The 21,194-nt window shown below is 59.4% G+C and carries 14 protein-coding genes and 1 pseudogene; 8 read left to right on the top strand and 7 right to left on the bottom strand.

Annotation, left to right across the window (positions count from 1 at the left end):
• Positions 1-1,625 precede the first annotated feature (1,625 nt).
• A complete protein-coding gene (locus tag JKG68_RS07145) occupies positions 1,626-3,416 on the bottom strand; it encodes an SWIM zinc finger family protein (RefSeq protein WP_202057417.1) in 1,791 nt (596 codons plus the stop codon).
• Positions 3,417-4,390: 974 nt separating this feature from the next.
• Here JKG68_RS07145 and JKG68_RS07140 point away from each other — a divergent pair.
• The gene (locus JKG68_RS07140) at positions 4,391-5,314 is read left to right on the top strand and encodes a DUF1190 domain-containing protein (RefSeq protein ID WP_312890743.1); all 924 of its coding nucleotides are present in this window, start codon (positions 4,391-4,393) and stop codon (positions 5,312-5,314) included.
• 334 nt (positions 5,315-5,648) lie between these two features.
• Here the strand turns inward: JKG68_RS07140 and JKG68_RS34655 are convergent.
• Positions 5,649-5,789: pseudogene (locus JKG68_RS34655) on the bottom strand (integrase core domain-containing protein); the annotation flags it as partial.
• A gap of 807 nt (positions 5,790-6,596) precedes the next feature.
• Positions 6,597-7,703, bottom strand: a complete 1,107-nt coding sequence (locus JKG68_RS07135; RefSeq protein ID WP_202057414.1) for a GGDEF domain-containing protein — start codon at positions 7,701-7,703, stop codon at positions 6,597-6,599.
• A gap of 612 nt (positions 7,704-8,315) precedes the next feature.
• Between JKG68_RS07135 and JKG68_RS07130 the strand changes: the two genes are divergently transcribed.
• Positions 8,316-9,050: a LuxR C-terminal-related transcriptional regulator gene (locus tag JKG68_RS07130; protein ID WP_202057406.1), complete on the top strand. Its 735-nt coding sequence runs from the start codon at positions 8,316-8,318 to the stop codon at positions 9,048-9,050.
• Between the two features lie 171 nt (positions 9,051-9,221).
• Here the strand turns inward: JKG68_RS07130 and JKG68_RS34205 are convergent, their stop codons facing one another.
• Complete coding sequence (locus JKG68_RS34205) at positions 9,222-9,353, bottom strand: hypothetical protein (RefSeq protein ID WP_281399086.1); 132 nt, start codon at positions 9,351-9,353, stop codon at positions 9,222-9,224.
• 1,815 nt (positions 9,354-11,168) lie between these two features.
• Between JKG68_RS34205 and JKG68_RS07125 the strand changes: the two genes are divergently transcribed.
• From JKG68_RS07125 to JKG68_RS07105, 5 genes are all read left to right on the top strand, one after another.
• A complete protein-coding gene (locus JKG68_RS07125) occupies positions 11,169-12,815 on the top strand; it encodes a PilZ domain-containing protein (RefSeq protein ID WP_202057405.1) in 1,647 nt (548 codons plus the stop codon).
• Between the two features lie 218 nt (positions 12,816-13,033).
• Positions 13,034-14,452, top strand: coding sequence for a glycosyltransferase (locus tag JKG68_RS07120; protein WP_202057399.1), 1,419 nt, complete (start codon positions 13,034-13,036; stop codon positions 14,450-14,452).
• A 56-nt stretch (positions 14,453-14,508) separates the two neighbouring features.
• On the top strand, positions 14,509-15,396 hold the full coding sequence (locus JKG68_RS07115) for a polysaccharide lyase (protein ID WP_202057395.1): 888 nt from the start codon (positions 14,509-14,511) through the stop codon (positions 15,394-15,396).
• 173 nt (positions 15,397-15,569) lie between these two features.
• A complete protein-coding gene (locus tag JKG68_RS07110; protein ID WP_202057393.1) occupies positions 15,570-15,944 on the top strand; it encodes a hypothetical protein in 375 nt (124 codons plus the stop codon).
• A gap of 1,744 nt (positions 15,945-17,688) precedes the next feature.
• A complete protein-coding gene (locus tag JKG68_RS07105) occupies positions 17,689-18,111 on the top strand; it encodes an RES family NAD+ phosphorylase (protein WP_202057391.1) in 423 nt (140 codons plus the stop codon).
• Positions 18,112-18,790: 679 nt separating this feature from the next.
• Here the strand turns inward: JKG68_RS07105 and JKG68_RS33295 are convergent.
• The gene (locus tag JKG68_RS33295) at positions 18,791-19,000 is read right to left on the bottom strand and encodes a ParB N-terminal domain-containing protein (protein ID WP_312890742.1); all 210 of its coding nucleotides are present in this window, start codon (positions 18,998-19,000) and stop codon (positions 18,791-18,793) included.
• Positions 19,001-19,196: 196 nt separating this feature from the next.
• Between JKG68_RS33295 and JKG68_RS07095 the strand changes: the two genes are divergently transcribed.
• Positions 19,197-19,412, top strand: coding sequence for a hypothetical protein (locus tag JKG68_RS07095; RefSeq protein ID WP_202057390.1), 216 nt, complete (start codon positions 19,197-19,199; stop codon positions 19,410-19,412).
• A 516-nt stretch (positions 19,413-19,928) separates the two neighbouring features.
• Here JKG68_RS07095 and JKG68_RS07090 read toward each other — a convergent pair.
• Positions 19,929-20,174, bottom strand: coding sequence for a hypothetical protein (locus JKG68_RS07090; protein ID WP_202057389.1), 246 nt, complete (start codon positions 20,172-20,174; stop codon positions 19,929-19,931).
• 430 nt (positions 20,175-20,604) lie between these two features.
• A complete protein-coding gene (locus JKG68_RS07085; protein WP_202057387.1) occupies positions 20,605-20,820 on the bottom strand; it encodes a hypothetical protein in 216 nt (71 codons plus the stop codon).
• Positions 20,821-21,194 lie beyond the last annotated feature (374 nt).

The raw sequence follows: 21,194 nt of genomic DNA, 5'->3' as shown, positions 1-21,194 counted from the left end.
AAGGATCATGTGAGAATGCCTTTAGCACTGCCACGGTTCCATAGGACAATATACCTCCGCTGGCGTGTGGCTTTACCTGAGGCACCTGGAGCCTGCCCAGGCTCGCGTTCGAGGGAGGTGAGCTCACCAAAGCCATAGCTCACTGGACTGGCTCGAGACCGATGCTGTCGAGCATCCACGACCCTCAGTAGCCACCTCTCCCTTATGATTGCTGCATGCACCGGTGAGGATCCCTATTCTCGCCGGCTAAATGAGGCTGCTAGCACCAGACAGAGCCAATCACACCCTGGCCCTTGCTCGTCGGGTCTGTGAGTCGCTCAGTGGAGACGGACCAGGTTGAAGACGAAGATGAGGATCACAATAGCGGACAACAGGCCAAATAGGTCACAAGTCCGTCCAGCAATATCTTTGGCCGGGTGCGTTTTGTCCGGAGCGTGCATTGCTTCAGACCGCCATGATCCACACGGCGTTGAACACGAAGCCAAAGACGAAGCTGTTTACGGCAAGCTTGAACATAATGCGATCCTCAGGGTCCGGCAGCTCATTTCGGCCGCCTAACCGATTAGGCCAGATGGTCTAGGCCATATGGTAAATAGGAATCTATGGTCTTCAGCAAGACCCTACTCTGATCTATCGGCTATTCAAAAGTATAAGGGCTTCGCGAGGAGGCCTGCCCTGGGGGCCTGCACTCTTGGAGCGGGCCTGGACGTCATCCGTGGCGCGACCTTGGGCCGTGATGTCGACCGATGAAGGGGCACCTTCGCATCCTTCACGAGAAGCGCCACGGTCTCCCAGCGGCGCGTAGCGATGGTTATCTTCGCCTCATCCTACTTTTGGGAGCCCCGGATGGCAGACACCGAACGGCTCACAACGCGGGTATCCGGTAAAGGACAGGTTATCCTTACCAGGTCGGTCCGGCAGCAGCGACGCTGGAAGCCCGAAGCCCGTCTTCTGGTCGACAGCACATCGGATGGCGTGCACCTGAAGGCCGCGCCGTTGTTTGCTCCGACTTGGCCAGAGGACGTGTATGGATCCTTCGCCCGCGAAGGATGCCCCGAAGATCCTTGAGGAGATGAGGGTCAGCATCGTTGCTGAAGCCAAGCGGCGGCATGGGCGCGATTGATGCCAATGTCGTTCAGCACCGGACCGACGATCTTCCGGAACAATCCCACCAAGCAAGAGCCCTCACCGACAGCCATTGGAGCTTTGTTGCCATGATGGTCGTTCTCGGAGCGAAGGGGACCTGTCCGGCGCATGGCAATCCCCTCACCTCAGGCAAGCGCCGCCCTCCAGGGCTAAAGCAGGGTTCCCACGGGGTGACACTGGAGGACCCGGCCCTGGCGGTGCTGGCCTTAAATTTGAGAACCGGGGGAACGGCACGAACGCTCTTCATCCGGCATGAGCTGAAGGCTGCGCCGTCTTTATCGATTTTGATCGATAGGATGCGAGAAAGCCCGAGCAGCGCACGAAGAACGCGGTTCGCCAGCCTTAGTCACCGTCAACCGGGCGCGCGTTCAAACGGTTGGACGGCCACACTCCCGAAAAGGGACTAAGGAAGAGCCAGGGACCAACGTGATGTCCTCTTCTGATGCAGGGGCTTCAGTGCGGGTTGCGCTGTTCGGCCCTCAAGGCCCGCCTCGCAGGGCCTCCAGGAGCGGGCGCAGCTTGTATTTCCGGCGGTGCCGCTCGATGAGCCCCGCGATGGCGGCGGTCCATTCCTCGAACCGGCCGGCCGCATCATAGGCAAGCGCCGCCTGTTTGAGCCACTCGGCCGCCAGATCATAGGCGTCGGCAGCGCCCGCCTCCATGATGCGCCCTGCGTTCCGCGTGGCGAGCCGGATCACCCAATCGGGATGATGGGTGCGCGCGGCCGCCATGAGGCGCATCAGAACAGGGTCGGACGTGTCGGCCCCGTCGCCGGCGGCGCGCACGGCGTCTTCAATTAAACCCTCCTCAAGCAGGATCTCCACCCGGTCCGGCGCATACGGAGCTGTCGCGAGGCTGGCGAGCAACTCCTTGCGGGTTTTCTTCCAGCGTCCGCCGGACCAGGACTCCACGGCCCGGAAATCTGGAAGCGATAGGGTGAGCTCAAAGGCCGCCCGGGCAGCGGTGAACGCAACATCCCGGCGTCCCAGGGACCCCGCATAGTCGCGCAGCCAATGCGCCAGCGGCGGCGCCGAGCCGCGCGGCTGCCAAGGGCAGTCGCCGGCCTCAGCCAGGGCAAGCCGCAATCCGTCCGCTGCGATGGCGAGCGCCTCTTCGTGCTGACCGGCTTCCCGCAGCACCCTGGCAAAGTCGAGCGCCTCGTGTGGCGCCGCGAAGGAGCCTTGGGCATAGGCCACGGCCTCGGGTATGCGGCCGAGCCGGACCAGCATGGTAGCGGCGCTCGTTCGCGCGCGGGCCGCCCGGGCTAGGTTCAGGTAAGCCTCCCACCGGCCGCTTGCGTCGAGAACCCTGAGACGCACCGTGGTTAGGTCAAGGTCTTCCTCAGCCTCTGTCTCGGAGGGCCAAGCCTCGGCTTCACCCGTCAGAACAGCCTGAAGCGCCAACCCATCCCAGCCGGCTTCAAGCGCGCTGATCGTAACGCTGAAGCCCTCATCGAGGCCCAAATCAGCGAGCTGGTCCTGCCAATCCGCCACTGTCATGGCGAGACTTTCCTGCTCCTCAGGTGTGAGGTCGCTCATGAGCACCGCCTCGGCGATCATCCGGCCGAGATCGGTGAACAGCAAGTACACATCCTCGTCGGAATCGCTCGCATAAGCGAGCCAGTCTTCCACGAACGTATCACTAAGCGCCTCAAGGATGCGGAGGGCATTGCGGCCATCGCCGGCTTCGAGGAATGGCACGGCCTTCCCGACGAGGGTGCGCAGTTCCGCGGCATCCCCGAACGGCCGGTAATCGTCCCAATAGCGCCGCTGCCGGAAGTGTCCCTCCAGCACCGCATGGGCCCGGGCGGCGACGGGCCCGGGGTCGACAAGCGTCCGACGTCCAGCGACCGGCAAGACCGCGAGTTCAACCTCCACCCACCCGGCAAGGTCCGGATCGTGATCGAGCCGTTTGACAAAAAGATCAATCAGCCTGTCACGGTCAAGCCCCATCAGGAGCTCCCGCAGGGGCGGACGTTCCATCACGGCGTCAGGATCATCGGCCCATGCCAGGAGTGTGGCCACGATGTGCTTGCAACAGCCACCCCAGTCATATGGACAGGTGCAGCTTGCCTTCGCAATCCCACCGTCGTGAAGCCGGATCGTCACCCGGTAAGGGACGCTCTCGCTGCCCTCCACCTCGGCGGTAAGTTCGTCCCCGCGCCTGACGAGAGCTGACACCGCGCCATGGTGCCAGTACTCGCGTCCGCGTTCGAACACTTCGCGGCTTGCCAGCCCGCGAATGGCTGCCTCGTCAGGGGGTCGCACCACCTTCGGTTCCTCCCTCACCGGTTATCTAGCCACAGCGCAAGGGTTCCGTCGAGACACCGAGCTCAGCGAACGATCCGGCCGGTCGGGGCCGAGGGCCCAAACTCCAGGGCCCCTGTGGTTCCATTGAGCCGATCTGAACAAGGCAATGAAAGCCTGCGGCAGGACTTTAAGGTCGTTAACCCTGATGCCTGTCTCGGACACCAAATCGGCACTGACGCGACGAAGCCGTTTGTAGTGTTCGGACCCGCGCATTCCGCAGCCCTCGCTGGACAAATTGCCTCCGGCTCTCCCATGAGGATGCCGCGCCGCCCGCGCGAATATGCCCCACCATGCCCTCACAGCCTCATGCGCTCGTTTGCCCTGCAGAGGGCCAAGTACCAGCTGCATTTTGCGTGAGCCGATGCCCGGCTGCGGGTCGGGTGTAGCGATCAATCGAGATGGGAAACCCTGCTGTTTGACGGAGGGCTTGGTTTCCTTCAGAAGTTCAAGCTTTGCATACCTCTAACAAGGAGAGGATTCTGTGACGGCTCCTGTCCCTCATCATCAGTTTGCCTGCCCATCCTGTGGCAGCCCCTCCATCGCAGTTCCGGATGAGATCCATGATGCAGCAGAACTGCACTGCGCCGGCTGTGGATTACCGCTTGGTTCGTGGTATGCTTTCAAAGAGCGGACGCGTCAGGTCATTCTGCAGGAAGTTCGCAGTGGCGCCGTCTCCGCCGATCGCGCCAGCAGCGACCTGTCAATTGAGGGTTCAGACCAGCAAGTGGGCAGCCCTCAGTTCCAAAATCGATTGCCTTTGCTGACGGCATGCCCTTATCAGCCCCACAGTGGGAAATGCCCTGCTGTTATTGACCGAGGGGATCCTGTATCGAACCTAGAGAGATTGCATTGCCCCCTCTGAACGGGCCCACTCTTCAAACAGTGTCTTGCAGAGGATCACTGTCGAGCTATCAGCGAAGGGCGTTGGGCGTGACATGAGGCAGTGCGGCGCACCAGGACCTAGCCCCGCCCACTCCGATACACCGGCCTGCGGAGCCTTTGCTCCAGAGCTCCGCGCTAGGAGACTGATGATGCAACCGTGTTCCATATACGTCCTGTACGCAGCGATCCTCGTATCTGGGTTGATCCTTTCTGCCTTCCCTCTTCGGGCTGAACCGCGTACCGCAGTCTATGTTACGAGCCGTGCCTGCCAAACGGAAGGCTTGCTATCCCCAACTGAGTGCCGCAATGCCTTTGCCAATGCGGAGGCCGAGTTCGACAACAGCATTCCAGTCTTCGACCGCCAGGATGAGTGCGAGCGGCACTTTCGCCGCTGTGCCATCAGCTTCGCCGAGGCGCCCAACCTGAAAACCCTTCGGTATGGCCCCATTATGAAAGGGGTGCAGGTGAGCGTGATCTCGGCGCGCGAGCGGACGGTCGTACCGGTTCTTGATGGCAGCCACCCAATGATCCGCTTCAGTCCCCGCTCCGTCACCGAGCGTCAGGACTCCCGCTTGTCCGCCCAGTCCCACGATGCCTCGGCGCGAATGGCGGCGGCTGTGCCGCCCCAAGGGGAGCAAACCCGGGGAGAGGAGACCTGGACTCTCAGGGGCATTGTCCATAACGATCCAACCCAGCCTCTGCCCTCATCCCTGACGCCGAAGCTCCTGGAATGGTGCCGCCGGTTCTGTGACGCGTTCACAGGACGCGCGGGCCGCGGCTTCGTGGCAGGCCAGCCGGATCCTGGTCTGTTCTATCCTCACCTGAGCGCCGGTGCGCAATCCGGTGAACCTCTGACGACACTCCGCTTCCGCCCATCGGTGGGTCCAGTTTCATTGTCACCGCCCCATTTCGCGCTCCCGTGGGAAGCCGGAAGCGACGCGCAACCCATGAGATCCAAGGAGAGCTTCAGTCGCTGATAGTGCAGCGCCATCGGCAAAAGGCGCGTCCCGCCAACAACCACAAGCCCGTTAACTTTGTCAGAACACCTCGTCCCAGTCCCACCGTGAGCTTCGCGGCTCACCGCATGCGATCACTTAACCGACTCAACCACCTTCTCCTGGTGTGCGAAAAAGGTTCGCATCGTAAGCTGCCCCGGAGTCCCATATTAAATGGTGGAGTTCGGCACAGCGCCTGAACGGATCATAATGTGCACATCGGCTCGATAGGATAGCCCGCCCCGAGTCGATAAGCCGGCTGTGGTGTCAACTCAGGGTCGGTCCGCGGCACCAGCTTGGAAGCCTGCACCAAGACCTCTGGTGCAGGTAGCCGGTAGCCCAAGGATGAGTGCGGGCGCACCGTGTTTTAGTGCCTGCCGCCAGCTCTCGATAATCACCTTTGCCCCTCAAGGGTGTAGAAGACCTCCCTTTTCAGCGGCTTATCGCGCAGCTGACCTCCGTCACGCCGATCTGCCAAATGGCATCTGCCACAGCCCCGCCTTATGCCGTCAGGATATTTACCTGCCGCAGCTTGGCGACGATCTCCTCTGCCGTGTGCCTCCTCATGCCATCTTCAATCCTCCTTCGGCTCACAAGCCATACTTTAGGGAGGACCAGCTTTTTGGCGGCCAGACCAGTCCGCTGCGTCACTCACCAATAGCGGCAGGATCCAACCTTCTGCGTGAGTAATAGAGCCCGTACTGCGTATCTCTCGTGGATTCCCTACGATCAAGCTCTGCAAACAACGCAAGAGCTTTATCGTATTGGGTCAGATGATACAGTGACCAAGCACGCACAAGACTTAAGCCTTGATCCTCCGGTACGATGAATGACCGCTGGTTCAAGACTGCAAGGGTCTCCCTGTATTTCCCATCGTGAAACAGCGCCAGCGCCGTTTGGCTCAAATGCGAGGCTGAGGCTTCCAGAGCCCTCCTGTCAGCAGGCTGGGATGATCCACCTTGGGTCGTACGGTGGCTCTCACGAGGCCAGGACTGCGCTGTTGCAGGCCCGATCCAAGATCCTCCAATAACAAACGTAGCGAAGGTCATGCATATCAGGGGAGCGGTGCGCCTCGGTTGCATTGCGGATATTCCGTTTGTGTAGAGACAATTGCCTGCTGGCAGGAGCTGTCGCATAGCAGTTCACATCAGGCTTCTACAAGGCAGACTGCGCCTAGCAGCCCCGGAAAACAGCTTTTTGCGTCCACCCACACCCATGTGCCTGCGCTCTCCGACCCCGCTACGCCGCCAACCCTCGTTCATTCTCAATGAAGACGAGAGAGGCTGATGACATTGCCAAAGGTGCGCCCAGTCAGAATATCAAGCGCCTCAACGCGGTTACGACCCTGTCGTTTCGCTTCGTAAAGAGAGCGGTCAGCAAGGTGCAGCGTATCCCTTAAGGTTCTCCCGTCTGCCCACACAGCAAGCCCGGCGCTGAAGGACACAGGCCCCACAACTGAGTGGATTGATGCATTCACCGTCCGACGTAGATGATCCGCAAGGCTCATCCCCGCTTGGAGGTCTGTGTCAGGTGCAATAATGAGAAACTCCTCTCCGCCCCATCGTCCGATGGCATCCGTTGGGCGAAGCTGACGCTTGATCAACTTGGCTGTCGAACAAAGCACATCGTCACCTGTCAGATGGCCGAATTGATCGTTGACGCGTTTGAAGTGGTCAATGTCGAGCAGAATAAGAGTGACTGGTTGGGTTGGAGCCTCACCATAACGGTCCAGTATTGCTTCCAGCCCGCGACGGTTGGGAATGCTAGTAAGCTGATCCGTGTGCGCAGTGCTCTCCATCTTGCGAGCAAGCTCTGAAGCCTGGACGAATTGGTCCTTCAGCATGATGAAAAGCGACAATGTGAGCAGAACCATGAGATGGACTGCATAGCCATTGATCAGCAAAGCTCCGAGAGGGACATCCCAGAACTGCCCGCCTTTTGTAGCAAAGACGGCAAGAGGCGCTAAAATCGAAAGCAGAAAGACGCTTAGCCCAGCAAAGATTGCTCGTTTCTTTTCAAAGAATATGAACGCAACAATATATAGTATTGGCATCCATTGCAGGGTGTTTGCAACAGTATAGAGATTGCTCCCGGACTGCATGATGGAAAACGTCGTAACAGCAGCAATGAAGTAAAGTCCAGTTCCGAAGTAGCAGCCCAACTCTACATAGGAGCGATGCGACGGCGATAAGACTGATGCTAACAAACCAGTGGCGAAGATGGCTAAAAGAGCCGGGTACCCGTAGCGATCCATCTCGCTTATGAGACCTGCTCTCGTTTCGAACCACCACAAGGCTCCAACACAGAGCATCCCGCACACAATCACAATCGCTAGAATTGTGTGGCGCCTCTGGGTGAGCGGACCATCCATATGAACCTCAGGAAAATGCAGATGAGACGCAGGCGCCTTAGAATGAGGGTAGGTGTACAATCCTGCATCATATGCAGACAACAAAGTCATTAGGGCATTTCAGCAAAGCTTGTCTGGCAACTCTGCAACGGAAACCCGTCAATGCATGACATTCAGCACCTCGGACATCCTCAAGGCGCGCGTGAACAGCGACAAACAGAAACCCCGCCCAGGGGAGATCCGAGCGGGGCTTCCTGTTGCCTCAGCCTGATACACAACGCAGGCCATGTTCTGTGTAGCAGCCGGGAGTAAACGGCCCGTTGCTTCTACTCACATTGATGGTGCCAGCACTTCTTCGGCTCAGTTGGGATTTTGCATCGGAGGCAGCGAGGCTCGGTCCCGAACGAAGGAGACGGTGAGGCCAATTGGCAACACTCACTAAATCCTTCTTGAAGTTGCTACTTTCGAGGAACCAGGACTTAGTCGGCTTGTTACTGCCAAGCAAGTTCAGGTCACATGGACTATTCCCGGGATACAGCACTCGTCCGCCAAGGCTCCTCGTCAGCGAGTGCTGGTGGCTGGCGCGGGTCGTTTCGGACGCACATTGCAGAACATCAATAGGGGCTAATAAGCATGAACCATGACGTCATTTACAATGAGCAAATCCTTCCGATTGCTCAGAATGCATCGTCGTATGTGACAACCGTTCTGATCTGCCAGAATACGCTCATCCGCAGCGGCATCAGCCATCTTCTCTCAGGAACACACTTCGTCATCTCAGACGATACGCTCGAACACCCGTCAGAGCTGCCAATCCTCTGTCTCATTCACGCAGATCAAGCGGCTGATGGCCTTTCCGAGACAGTTGAGGGACTGAAGGCGCAATGGCCTTCCGCCCGTGTGGTTCTCCTGACCGAGCGCATCGAACCCGCAGCCATGATGCAAGCCTTCCAAGCAGGCCTGGACGGGCTTTGCTCGACAGCCCTAGGTCGCGAGCCTCTGATCAAGGCGCTTGAGCTGGTGATGCTGGGTGAAACTTACATCGCGCCTGCTTTCACCCTCAGCCTGGCTGATGAAGCCTTCCGCCTCCAGCAGGCTCGTCCTGACGGAGCTATCGTCGTTGGCCCTGCGGCTACAGCGGTTGCCAGCATGCTGTCGCCACGGGAGGCCCAGATCCTGCGCCACCTGACACAGGGCGCCTCCAATAAGCACATTGCGCGGGAGCTTGGGCTCGCTGAGGCCACGATCAAAGTTCACCTCAAAGCCATTCTGCGCAAGGTGAGAGCGGCGAACCGCACCCAGGCAGCCATGTGGGCGCGGCAACACATGAGCCTCGCCGCAAATGATAGGTTCATTGCCGCTGAGTAATGAGGTGCCTGTCCACCTCCGGTGGAGCCCCGTTCAGGATAGAGCCGAACGGGGCTCCATATAGGGCCTAGTACGTAACGTAGCGTGCCTTGTGTATAGCTAGGGAGGGTAAACAGCCCGTTATTCCGAGCCACAGTGACAGCGACTGTGCCGCCCTGTGGATGGCTTTTGTCAGACAAGCATGGCGACATAGGCAAGAAGGCTAATCCCAACCAGCAGGCTGCCCCATCGACACATGGAAGCCATAGCATCATTGACGGGTGTTACTTCACGAACGGTCAAAACGGTCTCATCATCGTCCATAAACGCCACCAAACTGCACAAGTAAGAGGAAACGTATGCGTTATAGGTCGCTGGCGCTCGGCTGAAAGTGAGGCTCCATGCTATTTTCGATCTACTTTACCTTTGCCCAGTGGTAGAGACCTCGACATGCGAGCCCCTCCTGACGTGAGACGAGCGACCCTGGCCTACAAGGCCGCTCTGGAGAATGCAGCCCAGGCACAGGATGACCTAGCCTCGCAGCTGGCTCTGTTGGCCGGCGAACTAAAGCAACAAGGACAACATGAGCTTGCTGACATGCTTCGGCAGACAAGCCATGAGCACAGGGCTTCCAGCATCAAGAACCGTGCGCTCGCTGTCTCTCTAAAGGTGCCTGGCTAGGCGCACTCTCTAGCACCGCTACACGCCCCCCTCTGACCGATCCGGAAACGGTTCGCAACAGGCACGGGACCGAAGCTACGAGGAGGCAAGGCATGCGCCGATTCGGAGCCTTTGAGTTGCGCATTAGGCCGGGACCGCCAAACACCCCTTAGAGGCTTACGAGCAACTATCTTACCCTTTTTGAGCTGAGAGGCTGGTGAGCAATTATCTTTCCTTTCGCGTGAGACGGCGCAGCAGGATGCCGCTCATGGCGAGATAGAGCAGCATCTCGCCGGTCTACGCCAAGCGTCCGTAGTCCTTCGCCAGCCGCCGGTTGGTATCTGTCCATTCGCGGAATTTTCACCGCGACGTCCTGCAGGGCTGCGCTGCTATCGTAACCATAACATCAGATCCAGCTGGCGCGCGAGCCTTTGCCCCGCTAGCAACGAGCCGAGTTGTCAATGGAATCCTACGATGCGCAGCGGCCCCCACGCTGATGATCTGTGCCGGCGCCTTGAAGACTACGTCACGCTGGCCGCTCGCGCAGGCCCGAACTTCAGTGATGCACTGCAGGAAGCCAAGCGCGTGATCCTTGCGCTGCAGACCGACCAGACTGATGCAGGCGTGAGCGGCGACGCGGTGAGCTCCTCAAGTCTAGGAACGCTGAGCAAGGTTCCAGCGCTCGGCAGTCGATCGGATCCAGCCTATGCAAGCAGGCTTGTGCACCGCCTGCGGGAATTGTCGCGATGGGGTGGCGCGCGGCAGATGGGAATTGATGACCTTCTGCGGGAGGCCTCGGAGCGTATTGCCGCCCTCAACCCCGCTTCACCCGAAATCATTCCGCCCCTGCAACTCGCAAAAGCTTCGCAACAGCTCTTCAATCAGTCGCGAGAGGATGACGTTCAGGTGTTCTCAGGAACGCCGTTCGCTTCTTCCCAACGCCGGGATCAGACAGTCCCCCTTAGTACGGCACAAGTGGCTCCTCGTTCCAGCAAGTCTGAACGGCCAATCGTTGTGCCCCTGTCCCGCGCTAGCGCGGTCGGATCATCAACCCAATCGGTGCTCGGTGCTGAACCGCGAGGCTCATCCGTCCATCCGCCACAAACCTTGAATCTGGGAGACCGCCTGAGTGCTGATCGCATCGACCCTCAAGATCCGATCAGCCCGCCTGCCCCACTTACCTCGTCGGTGCCCTCCGTTTCCCCAGATATAGCAATTCCGGCGCCACCGCCCCGTCCGCCGGAGATCTCTGCGGTATGCAATGAGGAAGAGCAATCTGGTCAACGGGCCATCCTGGAGATCTCCTCTGCCCTTCCGCCCATAGGCTCGCACGAGGCGCCACGTCCCGTGCCCTCCCCCGATGATCAGCTCTCTCAGCTCGATGAGCCACTGCCCCACTCTCATATCACCCGGATAACCTCCCCTGAGGACCGATCCCCGGCTGGGCTCGGTCCTTTCAACGCTTCTGAGCCGGCTGATATGAACCGGCCCACGTCCTTGAGTGTGCATCGGGGCAGCCAGTCCAGCGCGCCCGTTCGCATCTACAGCCCGAGCGGGAAGCGCGTTCACCCTCGCTTCGATGTGCCTTTTACCGTGGAGATCGCAGGCTCACGCTATCCTGGCACCAACCTGAGCCTCGGAGGCATCGGACTTGCAGGCCCGAGCCTCTCGGCCTCGGAGGGCGAAGTCTTCAAGGCTGCCATGTCGTTCGCCTTCGCCACCCATGAGGTCAGGGTTCCGGCCCACTTGGTTGCTGTGCGATGGGACGTATCGAACCGCGCGACCGCGTTCCAGTTTCTTGATCTGAACATGGATACCGCGCGGGTTTTCCAAACAATCACGGATAGGTGGGCATCGGGCGATCTCCTGGCTCTCGAATCCATCATCACGCCTGACGGGCACAGTTCGGCGCTCACCTTGCCCAGCAGCGCGCTTCGGGGCCTGCGTCGCTTAGGCCTAGTAATCCGCTACAGTGCAGCCCTCGCCGCCGGCGGCGCGATGGCCTGGTGGCTTGGGGGCCTGCTCTATGATCGCTGGGTATCAATCGTTCCTGAGCATGCGGCCGTCGCCAGCGAAGCCATACTGGTCCAAGCTCCTGTGAGTGGTTATTACCGGGAGCGAGCCTCGCCTGGGTCGCACCTCAGGGTTCATGATGAAATCGGAAACCTCGTCCCGCTGAGCCCCCCAAAGGCGCAGGCCGAATGGCAGATGCAATTGTCTACCTTGAAGATGCGCCTCGAAGGACACACGGCAGCCCTTGTGAGAGCCAAGGCCGCCCATGAGAACGTCACCAGGACGCTGGGTGCTGAACGGGACCGCGCCCAAGTCGAGCACCGCTGGCTCCTCAGTCAGATCTCGGGTCAGCGCAAGAGCCTGGAAGCTGTCAGAGCTGATCTCAAACGCGGCAAGGTCAACTCGGCACAGGTTGCCGCAGAAGAGGCCCGCTTGGCTCGTCTAGAGCACCTGCTTGTGCAAGCCGAAACCGCAGAGACGCTGGCCGCCGAAAGGTTGCACGGCGCTGAACTCGGCTTCTTCCCAGCAGCGGGACGAACAGCCGAGCGCTCTCCGGCGGACCTTGAACGTGACATCCGGCAAACCTCCGGTGAAATTGACACCCTCGAACGCGCCTTGTCTGAGGCGTCCGCCAGCACCCCTATTCGCAGTTCCTGTGACTGCGTCCTGCATGCAGCCTCTCGCGAGGGAGAATTTATCGAGCGGGGCACGCCGCTCGCCCACCTCACGCCTGCCCGCGGATCCGCCGAATCCGGAGCCTGGCAGGTCGATGCACTTCTCCGGCCGGACCAAGTGCAAGCAATCGCCATGGATGATCCGGTCGAAGTCAGCCTGGGATCCTCATCGGCACCGGCGGGAGGTCGTGTGACTGGCATCAGCTATGATCTCCCTGCAAAGCGCCGAATTGGGCTCCCATCCACCCTGTTACAAGCGGGGCACTTCGCACTTGTGACAATCGAGGTGGCGGGTCAGCCGTTACCGGCACCCGGGACTCCGGCGCGCGTACGGTTTCAGCCCGCCCTTCGCACTGGCCTGACTCTGGTGGATTCCCTCGCCTCGTTGCTCAAGCCTGAGCCGACGTCCCCCGGGGTGCTGGACGCGTCAGCCCAATGACGGGGCAATCTGCGGCTGCCCGTTCAGGAGAACGTCTCCCGGACGAAGCAGCCCATTATCCAAACATTGGAGACAGCGTTTCCAAACCAGGAGGGATTTCGGTGACCGGGCCATCGGTTGAACCCGTCCAGACGCATAGTACCCGGCCTCCAGTTGGCCGTGAGCACCTTGAGCACTCCTCGCGTGCAGCGCTGACTTTTGGTTGGGTGATGTATGGGGTGACCTTTATCGTTTTGCTCTCTCTGTCTCACCATTACACTGTCCCTGTAACGAAGATCTGGCTCCTCGGATTCGGGATCATCGGGTTCTGGCGCTGGTCGTGGGCCGCCATGCATATGGCGCGCGCGCTCCTCTATAGGCACTTGGTCTTCCCGCGGATCCGGGCACAGGCTGGCAGGGCATCGAAACCGCCGCAGCTGTTCTTCGTGATCACCAGCTACCGGATTGCAGCGGTGCTAAATCATGCGGTCTACCGGCGCGTTCTGGCAGAAGTCGCCTCGTTTGGGGTCCCAGCAACCGTGCTGGCATGCATTACGGATCCGGCCGATGCTGCGCTGATTACCGATCTGGTGCACCAGGCGCGGGACCTTCCGCCCGGAACCTCAGTGATTGTCATCCCCCAGGCCGGTAAGGGGAAGCGGCATGCCATGGGTGAGGCTCTGCGCCTTATGAGAAAGCAGCATCCCCCGCGCGGCTCCATGACCATTCTCATGGACGGCGACAGCATCTTGGGCCAGGGTTCCCTGGCACGAGCCTGCATGGTCCTGGCGTCCCAGGCCGATGTCGGCGCAGTGACCACGGAGAATGTGCCTTGGGTGAAAGGCACTGGACTCGTGCGGGAGTGGTACCGCCTGCGTATGGCGCAGCGGCATAGCTACATGTGCTCGCTTAGCTTGTCCCGGAAACTCCTCGTGCTAACCGGGCGCTTTTCAGTCTTCCGTGCAGAGATCGCTACCTCAGCGGACTTTATCCTGGCGATCGAACATGACTCGATCCGGCATTGGCGTCTCGGGCAGATCAAGATGCTGACGGGCGATGACAAGAGCTCCTGGTATGCCGTGCTGCGCCGGGGCTGGAATATGCTGTACATCCCCGACGCCGTGATCCACCCCGTTGAAGAGTTGCCCGCTGGGAACGTGTTGAGTGCGACTACTGCATTGATGACCCGCTGGTACGGCAACATGGTTCGATCGAACGGCCGGGCAATCGCCCTCGGTCCCAAGCATTGTGGAATGTTTCCCTGGCTCTGCTTCGTCGACCAGCGTCTGTCGATGTGGACGGCCCTGATCGGCCCTATGTCAGCGATTGTGTTGTCGTTCAGTTACGGCGCTACCATCTTCTGTTCATACCTGCTGTGGGTACTTGTCAGCCGGGGATTGATTTGTCTGGCGCTCGGCCTGACCAGCGGACGATTTCATCCTCTCTTCCCCTTCATCCTGTACTATGGGCAGGTGGTTGGATCCCTGATCAAAATCCGGGTGAGCTTTCAGCCTCATAGGCAGCGATGGACGCGGCAGAAGGTTAGCGCTGGCTCGGATGATGCGGCCGCAGCTTTGAGAGACTTGTCGTCGGCACTGCTCGGCTCGGTTGTCATCGTGCTGGTTCTAATGACCCTCATCCTCTATGCCGCAGGATAACACGCCTTCCCCTGCCCTTCCCACTCTCGATACTAGCCTGAAGAGGAATCGTCACGATGCTGCCGAACTGGAAATCCTGCAGGTGGGCGCATGTCCTTCATGTCATCTCTGCGGAGATGCCTCGCAGCGTAACGCGCCAGTACCTATCACCGATTGGCCTGTTTGGAGCGATCACCATGCTGACGCTGATGCCCGCAAGCGCGGCCTGCCGCGGTTCGTATGCGCATCAGGACACTATCGAGTTGGCTAGCCTCATACCTGAAACCAAGGCGCGCTCCAAATTCTCCCACGTCTGGGGTCGAGAGAACATCAGCCTCCTGTCAGGAGAAGCTCCCGCTGGAGTAACCGTGGTACGAGTGGGGTTTCCGCGCGGATCCGTGAATCCTGGCAATCCCTCCTATCCTTCTGGAGGTGCTGGCTTCCTGTACCGCCTGAAAGCCGGGGCGGAGCGTGCCTGCCTAACCTATCGCGTGCGCTTTCCGCAGACCTTCGACTTTGCCCGTGGGGGGAAGCTGCCCGGTCTGTTTGGTGGTCAAGCCCCTCGCGGATGCACCGCGCGCGATCTCAGCATTGGCTTCTCAGCGCGGCTGATGTGGCGCACGTCCGGAGTTGGAGAACTCTACCTCTACTCCCCCGACCGGTCTGCCCGGTGTGGCGATAGCATCCAAGCCGGCGCGTGGACCTTTCCGGTCGGGCGCTGGGTTACCGTGCAGCAGGAGATTGAGCTCTCACCTAACGAGGAGCATGGGGATGCCGTCCGGATTTGGATCGATGAGGCTCTCGTGATGGAGCAAGCCGGCCTGCGCTTGCGCGACAATCGCGAGGTTGCCATCGCCGGGCTGCTGTTTTCGACGTTCTTTGGTGGGGCCGATGCCAGTTGGGCCAGCCCCACCGATCAATTCGCCGATTTTACCGGCTTTACAATCAAGTGGAGCCCCCAGTAGCCAGCAGGGCGCACGCGTCCGTCAATAGGGAGACTATGGATCAATCCTATTGACCACGCCCAACGGTTATCCTGGTGCAGCGAGTGAGCTGCGATGCCCACCGCTGATGCGGTATCTTCCCACGCGACACTTCTTAGATCACTTATCGTCGAATTCGAATGGACGTATCTACCATGCATCACTTGTCCGCGCTCTTCAGCCTCAGTTTGGTTCTTTTCGCATCAGCTGCCCCGCATGTTAAGGCGCAGTCGTTGGCAGGCACAGGGTTTGCCTGGTTTGCCTCTGGAACAGGAGATACCTGCCAAATTCTTGGCGGGGATCATGGAGAGAGGTTGATTTTCAAGTTCAGGTCGGGCGTGCAATACGCCTTTGGCTCATCCCAAGCCTGCCCCTCAGAGCTCCCGCTCGACGGCCCAACTCGGATCTATCGCATCCACAGTTCTTCCATCAAGCCGGGAGAGATGACGCTGGTCGATCAGCGTGGCATGGGATGGAGCGTGCGAAAGGAAATGCCGGGTGTCTATAAGGTGCGCCGAACCACTCAATAGCCATGCCACTCTAGGCTGCACGTCGCAACAGTGATCAGCAAGCAGCTAAGGTCGACGGGTCTGATGGGAAAAAATCCCATTCTACGACGCGCAGCTTCAGTCAACAGAGGGATCTATCCTTGATGTTTATGACACCTGCAACGATGTTGAGCCCGTGCGGGTTGACTACATGCTTGGTAGTGAATGGCCAATTATGTGTGAGACGTCTGTTACACGCGAACAGGGAGGCACACTCACGTTATATGGCTGTCGCTCTGGTGACTCCTTGGGAACGCCTGCCGCGGGCGAAGCGACCGGGCCAACACCCGATGAAGGAGGCCTCGATTTCCTGATTTGTCTCACCTGGATCCTCATTCTCTGCCGAGGGCTCCTTATCACTCGACCGGGAGGGCTGCGCAGCCGATAGCAAACTATACAATCCAGCTCCCACCTGAGCTCGACGTTGGCTAATTTTCGGGTGGTGGGGGCAGGTGACGAAGCAGGCGTAGCGGCTAGGTGGATAGTGTCCCGGCCATAAGACCCTGCCATGCCGCACCTGCCCGCCCGCTTTTTCCGGATCGTCGCACTTGCGCCCCTGTTCGTCCACCGCTCCCAGAAGCACCCTCAGCTTCTACTCATCGGCGCGCCCCTGGTACCGAGTCAAAGGACCGTAGCTAGCCTGCTTCGATCGCAGGGCTCAGCCGTGAGCGGCACTTCGTGAACTACCATCGGGGTGCTCAGCCGGGCGGCGTGGTGCCCACGAGCTGGCGCACGCATCCTCCTGGGACTGCTCGTTGACACCTTCGTGCCGGCCGGCCCGATGGTGATCGCCATTAACGACACAATCGAGCGTCGCCGTAGCCGACGCATCAAAGCAAAGGGTATTTATCGCGATCACGTACGCTCCTCGGATGCGCACTTCGTCAAGCCAAGCGGCCTACTCTGGATGAGCCTGATGCTGCTCGCACCCATTCCAGGGCCGGGCGCGTCTGGGCCCTGCCGGTCCTGACGGCGCTGGCGTCCTCCGTGCGCTCCTGCCAAGAGCGGGGTCGTCGCCACAAGACGCTCCTCGACTGGGGCCGGCAGATGGCCCTGCAGCCCCGCCGTTGGTTCCCCAAACGCGACCTCGTCCTGGTCACCGACAGTGGCTTTTCCGCTCTGCTGGTCCCTCATGCTATGCGTCGCGCCGGGATCAAGGCCATTACTTGGATGCAGCGCTTTACGAGTCTGCGCCAACGCGGTTGCCGGGCACACTCGGACGCCCGCGCAGGAAAGGTGCCCGTCTGCCCACACCGGCGGAGGTCCTCGCTGACACGAGCACGCACTGGTAGATGGTGCATGTGCCAGGTTGGTATGGATCCGGAGAGCGCACGATCGATATCACTTCAGCGATCTCTAGGGCCAGTCAATAGCTAATGTTTTTTGTCAGCACGACGGGATTGCCAATCAAGGATGAGAGCCAAACTGAGGGCGAGAATGCAAGCCGTTGGAGCTATCATATCGAGAGGGAATTGGCTCATATGCGCCTCAGGTTTCATCTGGGCCGCTAGTATAATCGTTCTTTTTCCCAGCCTGACATTCGGCCAAACGGTCTATGTCGACTGATCTAGGCCCACAACAGGTTAGGTCCCGCGGCCTCGCCAGCGCCCTAGCGGGCCGAGTACTGTGCGGCTGTCATCGATGCTTCCCAGTTTAAGTTGATTTTGGCCCTGGCCCTGGCACCCTACCAACCTATCGGTCTGACGGCGCGCGTAGCCGGTTCGGCGTGCTTTATGTCAGCCTGAGCCGGGCCGGTGCGTTGGCGGAAACGCTGTTCCGCAACCCGCAACGCCTGATGGTTGCCATCTCGGATATCGCGGATCGTGCTGCAACGGAGCTCGCCTGCCGCCGTGAACTGCGCGTCGTAAAGCTCTACGGGTCCGGTCTGCCAGCCGTCGCCACCGACAGCGCGGTCTCCGCTGGCCCCTGTGGGCCCTGCGGATTGTGGTCAGACGCTCTTTGGGATCACCCGGATCAACCTGATGGGGTCGCGTACCAGTCCCGGCACAACTCGAACGAAATCTGCCTCGCGCTCTTCGAGCGCCCTGACCTGACGTTCGACATCACGTCTACAAGGCCGCTGATGGTGATGCTGCACGAGGTCTCGGTACTTCTGGATGCATATGGCAAATCCCTCTCGCCGACATGAAATGCACCACCAGCTGGTTCGACCCTTTCCACCTGTTCGTCGTCTTAACCTCTTGTGCAGGTATCTGCCTTTTAACCCGGGCCGTCTGCATCCCAATATGGCAGAGCTTGGCGATGACAAGCTCCCACCTCAACCGATTTCTCGGTACATACTGTCTCTTGGCTGCGGGCTCGTCCTCTTCAGCAATCTGGTCCCGACCCACTCCACGGGCCGGACAGAGCCGCCCTAAAAATAGGCCACTGCGTCCTGCGGCCTAAAGCGCGCTCAATGCACCTGATCCGCTGAGGTGGGGAGCGACAGAGGCTCAGTGGTCGGCTGGGCAGCAAGGCAATGGTCGATACGTTCCCGGCCTCGGCTAGTTCCGTAGCCCGCTTGCGCGCCTCGTTCAGGGTGCCGTCAGTGAAATTGTTGAATGGCTGGTAAGCCGGATCAAGGCCCTTTCCGGTCACACCATACAGCCTCCCGATAACCGACTCACGAATGATTTCAATGAGAATGTGCTGCTCCGGATTTGTAGGCTTTTCGCCCTTCGCCAGGAGCATGAAGTCAAACTTGAATTTGTCCTTTCTCAACTCGGCAGACCAATTCTGCACCGCTTCCAGGGATCCTGGTAACCCCACCGTCGGATCAATGAGGGCTATCTCCTCAAGGCTTGCTCCAGCTACGCACCAAGCGGGGATCAATGCCTGCGGGCCTGGGCCAGATAGACGGGGACAGTGGCCTCGCCGAGTGCCTTGCACGCCTCCAGGCGGTGCAAGCCCTCCACCAGAACAAACCGCCTACCGTCAGGCCGCACGAGACTGGGTGCTTCCTGTCGCCTCGCCATGATGCTCTCCGGGAGCGCTTCCACCTTCTGCACATCCAGGATTTGACGCCGCTTTACCGGCACATAGACGTCGTGGATAGCAAGGACTTACCGCTTCATCATCATTCCGACCGCTCTGTGCCGTGTCGTTTCGGCTGAGCTTATGCGCAGGCAGGTGGCTTGCCTAGGAACATGCCGCACTAAGACGCGTTCCCGGAGGGCATCAGCTTAGCAATTGAGTAGAACGTATGCGCTGGTCTCCCCAACCGGAGGCACATGCATGAGCAAGCTCACGGCCCTGATGGGCGTTATTGTCCTATCTGTATCCTATGCCTGGGCACAGACCCCGGCGCCCGCCCCTGCCTGGGGGTACGGCTGGATTGCCACCGCCGGAGATGCCGCAGCAGGCGGCATCAGTGATCACTGGCGGATCATCCCGGTCATTATCGTCGTTGCAGCGGTCATCTACTTCATAAGGCGCGGTCGGCGGGCATAAGGGAATAGGATCTCCACGCATTGAGGATCCAGAACGCGGCTATGAGCTTCGAAGTTGAGCCACAGACGTGCTGATACCTATGCCCCTTTCTGGATGAGACCAGCCTGATGCCGGGTTCATTTTGGCCGTAGTGTTCTACAAGGAGCTCAAATATCCCGGCGTGGGATCCAAAGAAAAGGGCCGCGCCCAGTCCTGTGACCCTGTGCGCGACCCTCCCGGCCCGGAGTTGTCCCTACGGCGAAGCGCGGCTTCATGTAATCTTAAAAGCCGATCAAGACCTGATAGGATCTATGAATATATCAACAAGCGCCGCAATAACGTACATTGCTTATTGACATGCCTCATTGAGGACACAAGTGGACAAAATACTTGATGCTACTGACTTCGTTATTTTGCCCCTACGGGTCGGACCCTAGAGCGTCCCTTGAGAGGGCGCTTTCTTTTTGCCGGATGGCCTGCTCAGGAGAGCGTCCTCACCATTCCGATCGTGATCTGCTGTACCTAGCAATGACCTGCCTAGCAGGAGCCTCGTGCCGCGATCACTGCACGACCCTTCTGAGTGATGACAGCCACGTCCCTGTTGTCATTGCTCACTGTCGCATATCCGCTGCTGAACAGCTTGTGCAGCGTCTGGGTGAGCGCAATGCGGGAACCCTCATGCGTCCAGATGTAATCACCGGCGCGCTTCGAGCGGTGAACGCGGTGAGCGGCTTGCTTGTTGAGAAGCCTGAGCGTGCGCAGTTGCGCCTCACTGATGGTCATTCGGACTGCCCCTAGCTTAGTATTGTTGTTAAATGCTCTTCGAGCGATGCACGCAATACACTTAGGAGCAAAGAAAAAGCCGCGCTCAGGTTTATTCCCGAGTTCACGGCCTTGATCCCACATCCGCCCCCGCCGACTAGGTAGTTGAGCTTCAAATTGTTTTATTGTCTTGTGGCAATTACTTGATCAATGCTCGTTCTTGTAAGACGATTCGGACCTGATCGAAAGTAAGCCATTGTTCTTAGGCCATCTGGTCTAATCCAACAGTGTCCGAGCGCAGCTTTCCTATCGCAAAAAAGTTCGCTTTCGCTGGAACCACGGTGCCAGAAGGGCGTTGATACGCACCTCCGGCTCCATTCTGCCCCCACGGGCCGGCACCTTTGAAGCGCTCCCTTTGTGGGGCGCTTTTTCTTTGTCGGCTTCGTTCGGGCTAATGCTTTGCGTGCGCGCTCGCTTTGCCAGGCCTGAGCAGCCGCTCTGTGGCATCGGCAACGAACAGGTGCCAATAGGCATCCACTTCCTGCTCAATGGCCACTTGGCGCTGCTTCTGGCTCATTCTGATCCGAAACCAAGGCGTGGCCTCGATCCGCTCGCGCAACAGGGCGCGAGCTGTGGATTCAATGAGATTGTTGCTCGCACCCGTCATTGGCTTCCCTCGTGAATCACTAAGTCAAAGGAAGGATAACGGAGCTGTTCTCGATCAATTCTCGTTTCCTGTGGAGGGATCAACTTGTGCGGCTCGATCGACGCTCAGCACGCTGCAACGACCACAGGCCGTGCAAGTAGTGGCCCATCCGACAGCGATTGCGCCAGCCAATGGAATAAATCTTGGTTCCGATCTGTTATCCCTGCACGAAGGCCTCGTATCCCTTTCTACCCTTAAGCCTTCGCCTAACTTCAAGCTCCTTCATCCGATCACGCGTAAGGGGCTTTTTTTGGCCCAAGCTGAAACCTCCTCTAGCTTGATCGGCTGCTCCGATGAAGCTGGTCGACCGCACATCTTCAACCTTCAGGACTGGA

This window comes from Microvirga aerilata (assembly GCF_016743775.1).
Lineage (GTDB): Bacteria > Pseudomonadota > Alphaproteobacteria > Rhizobiales > Beijerinckiaceae > Microvirga > Microvirga aerilata.
This window is presented reverse-complemented; position numbering and strand designations above follow the sequence as displayed.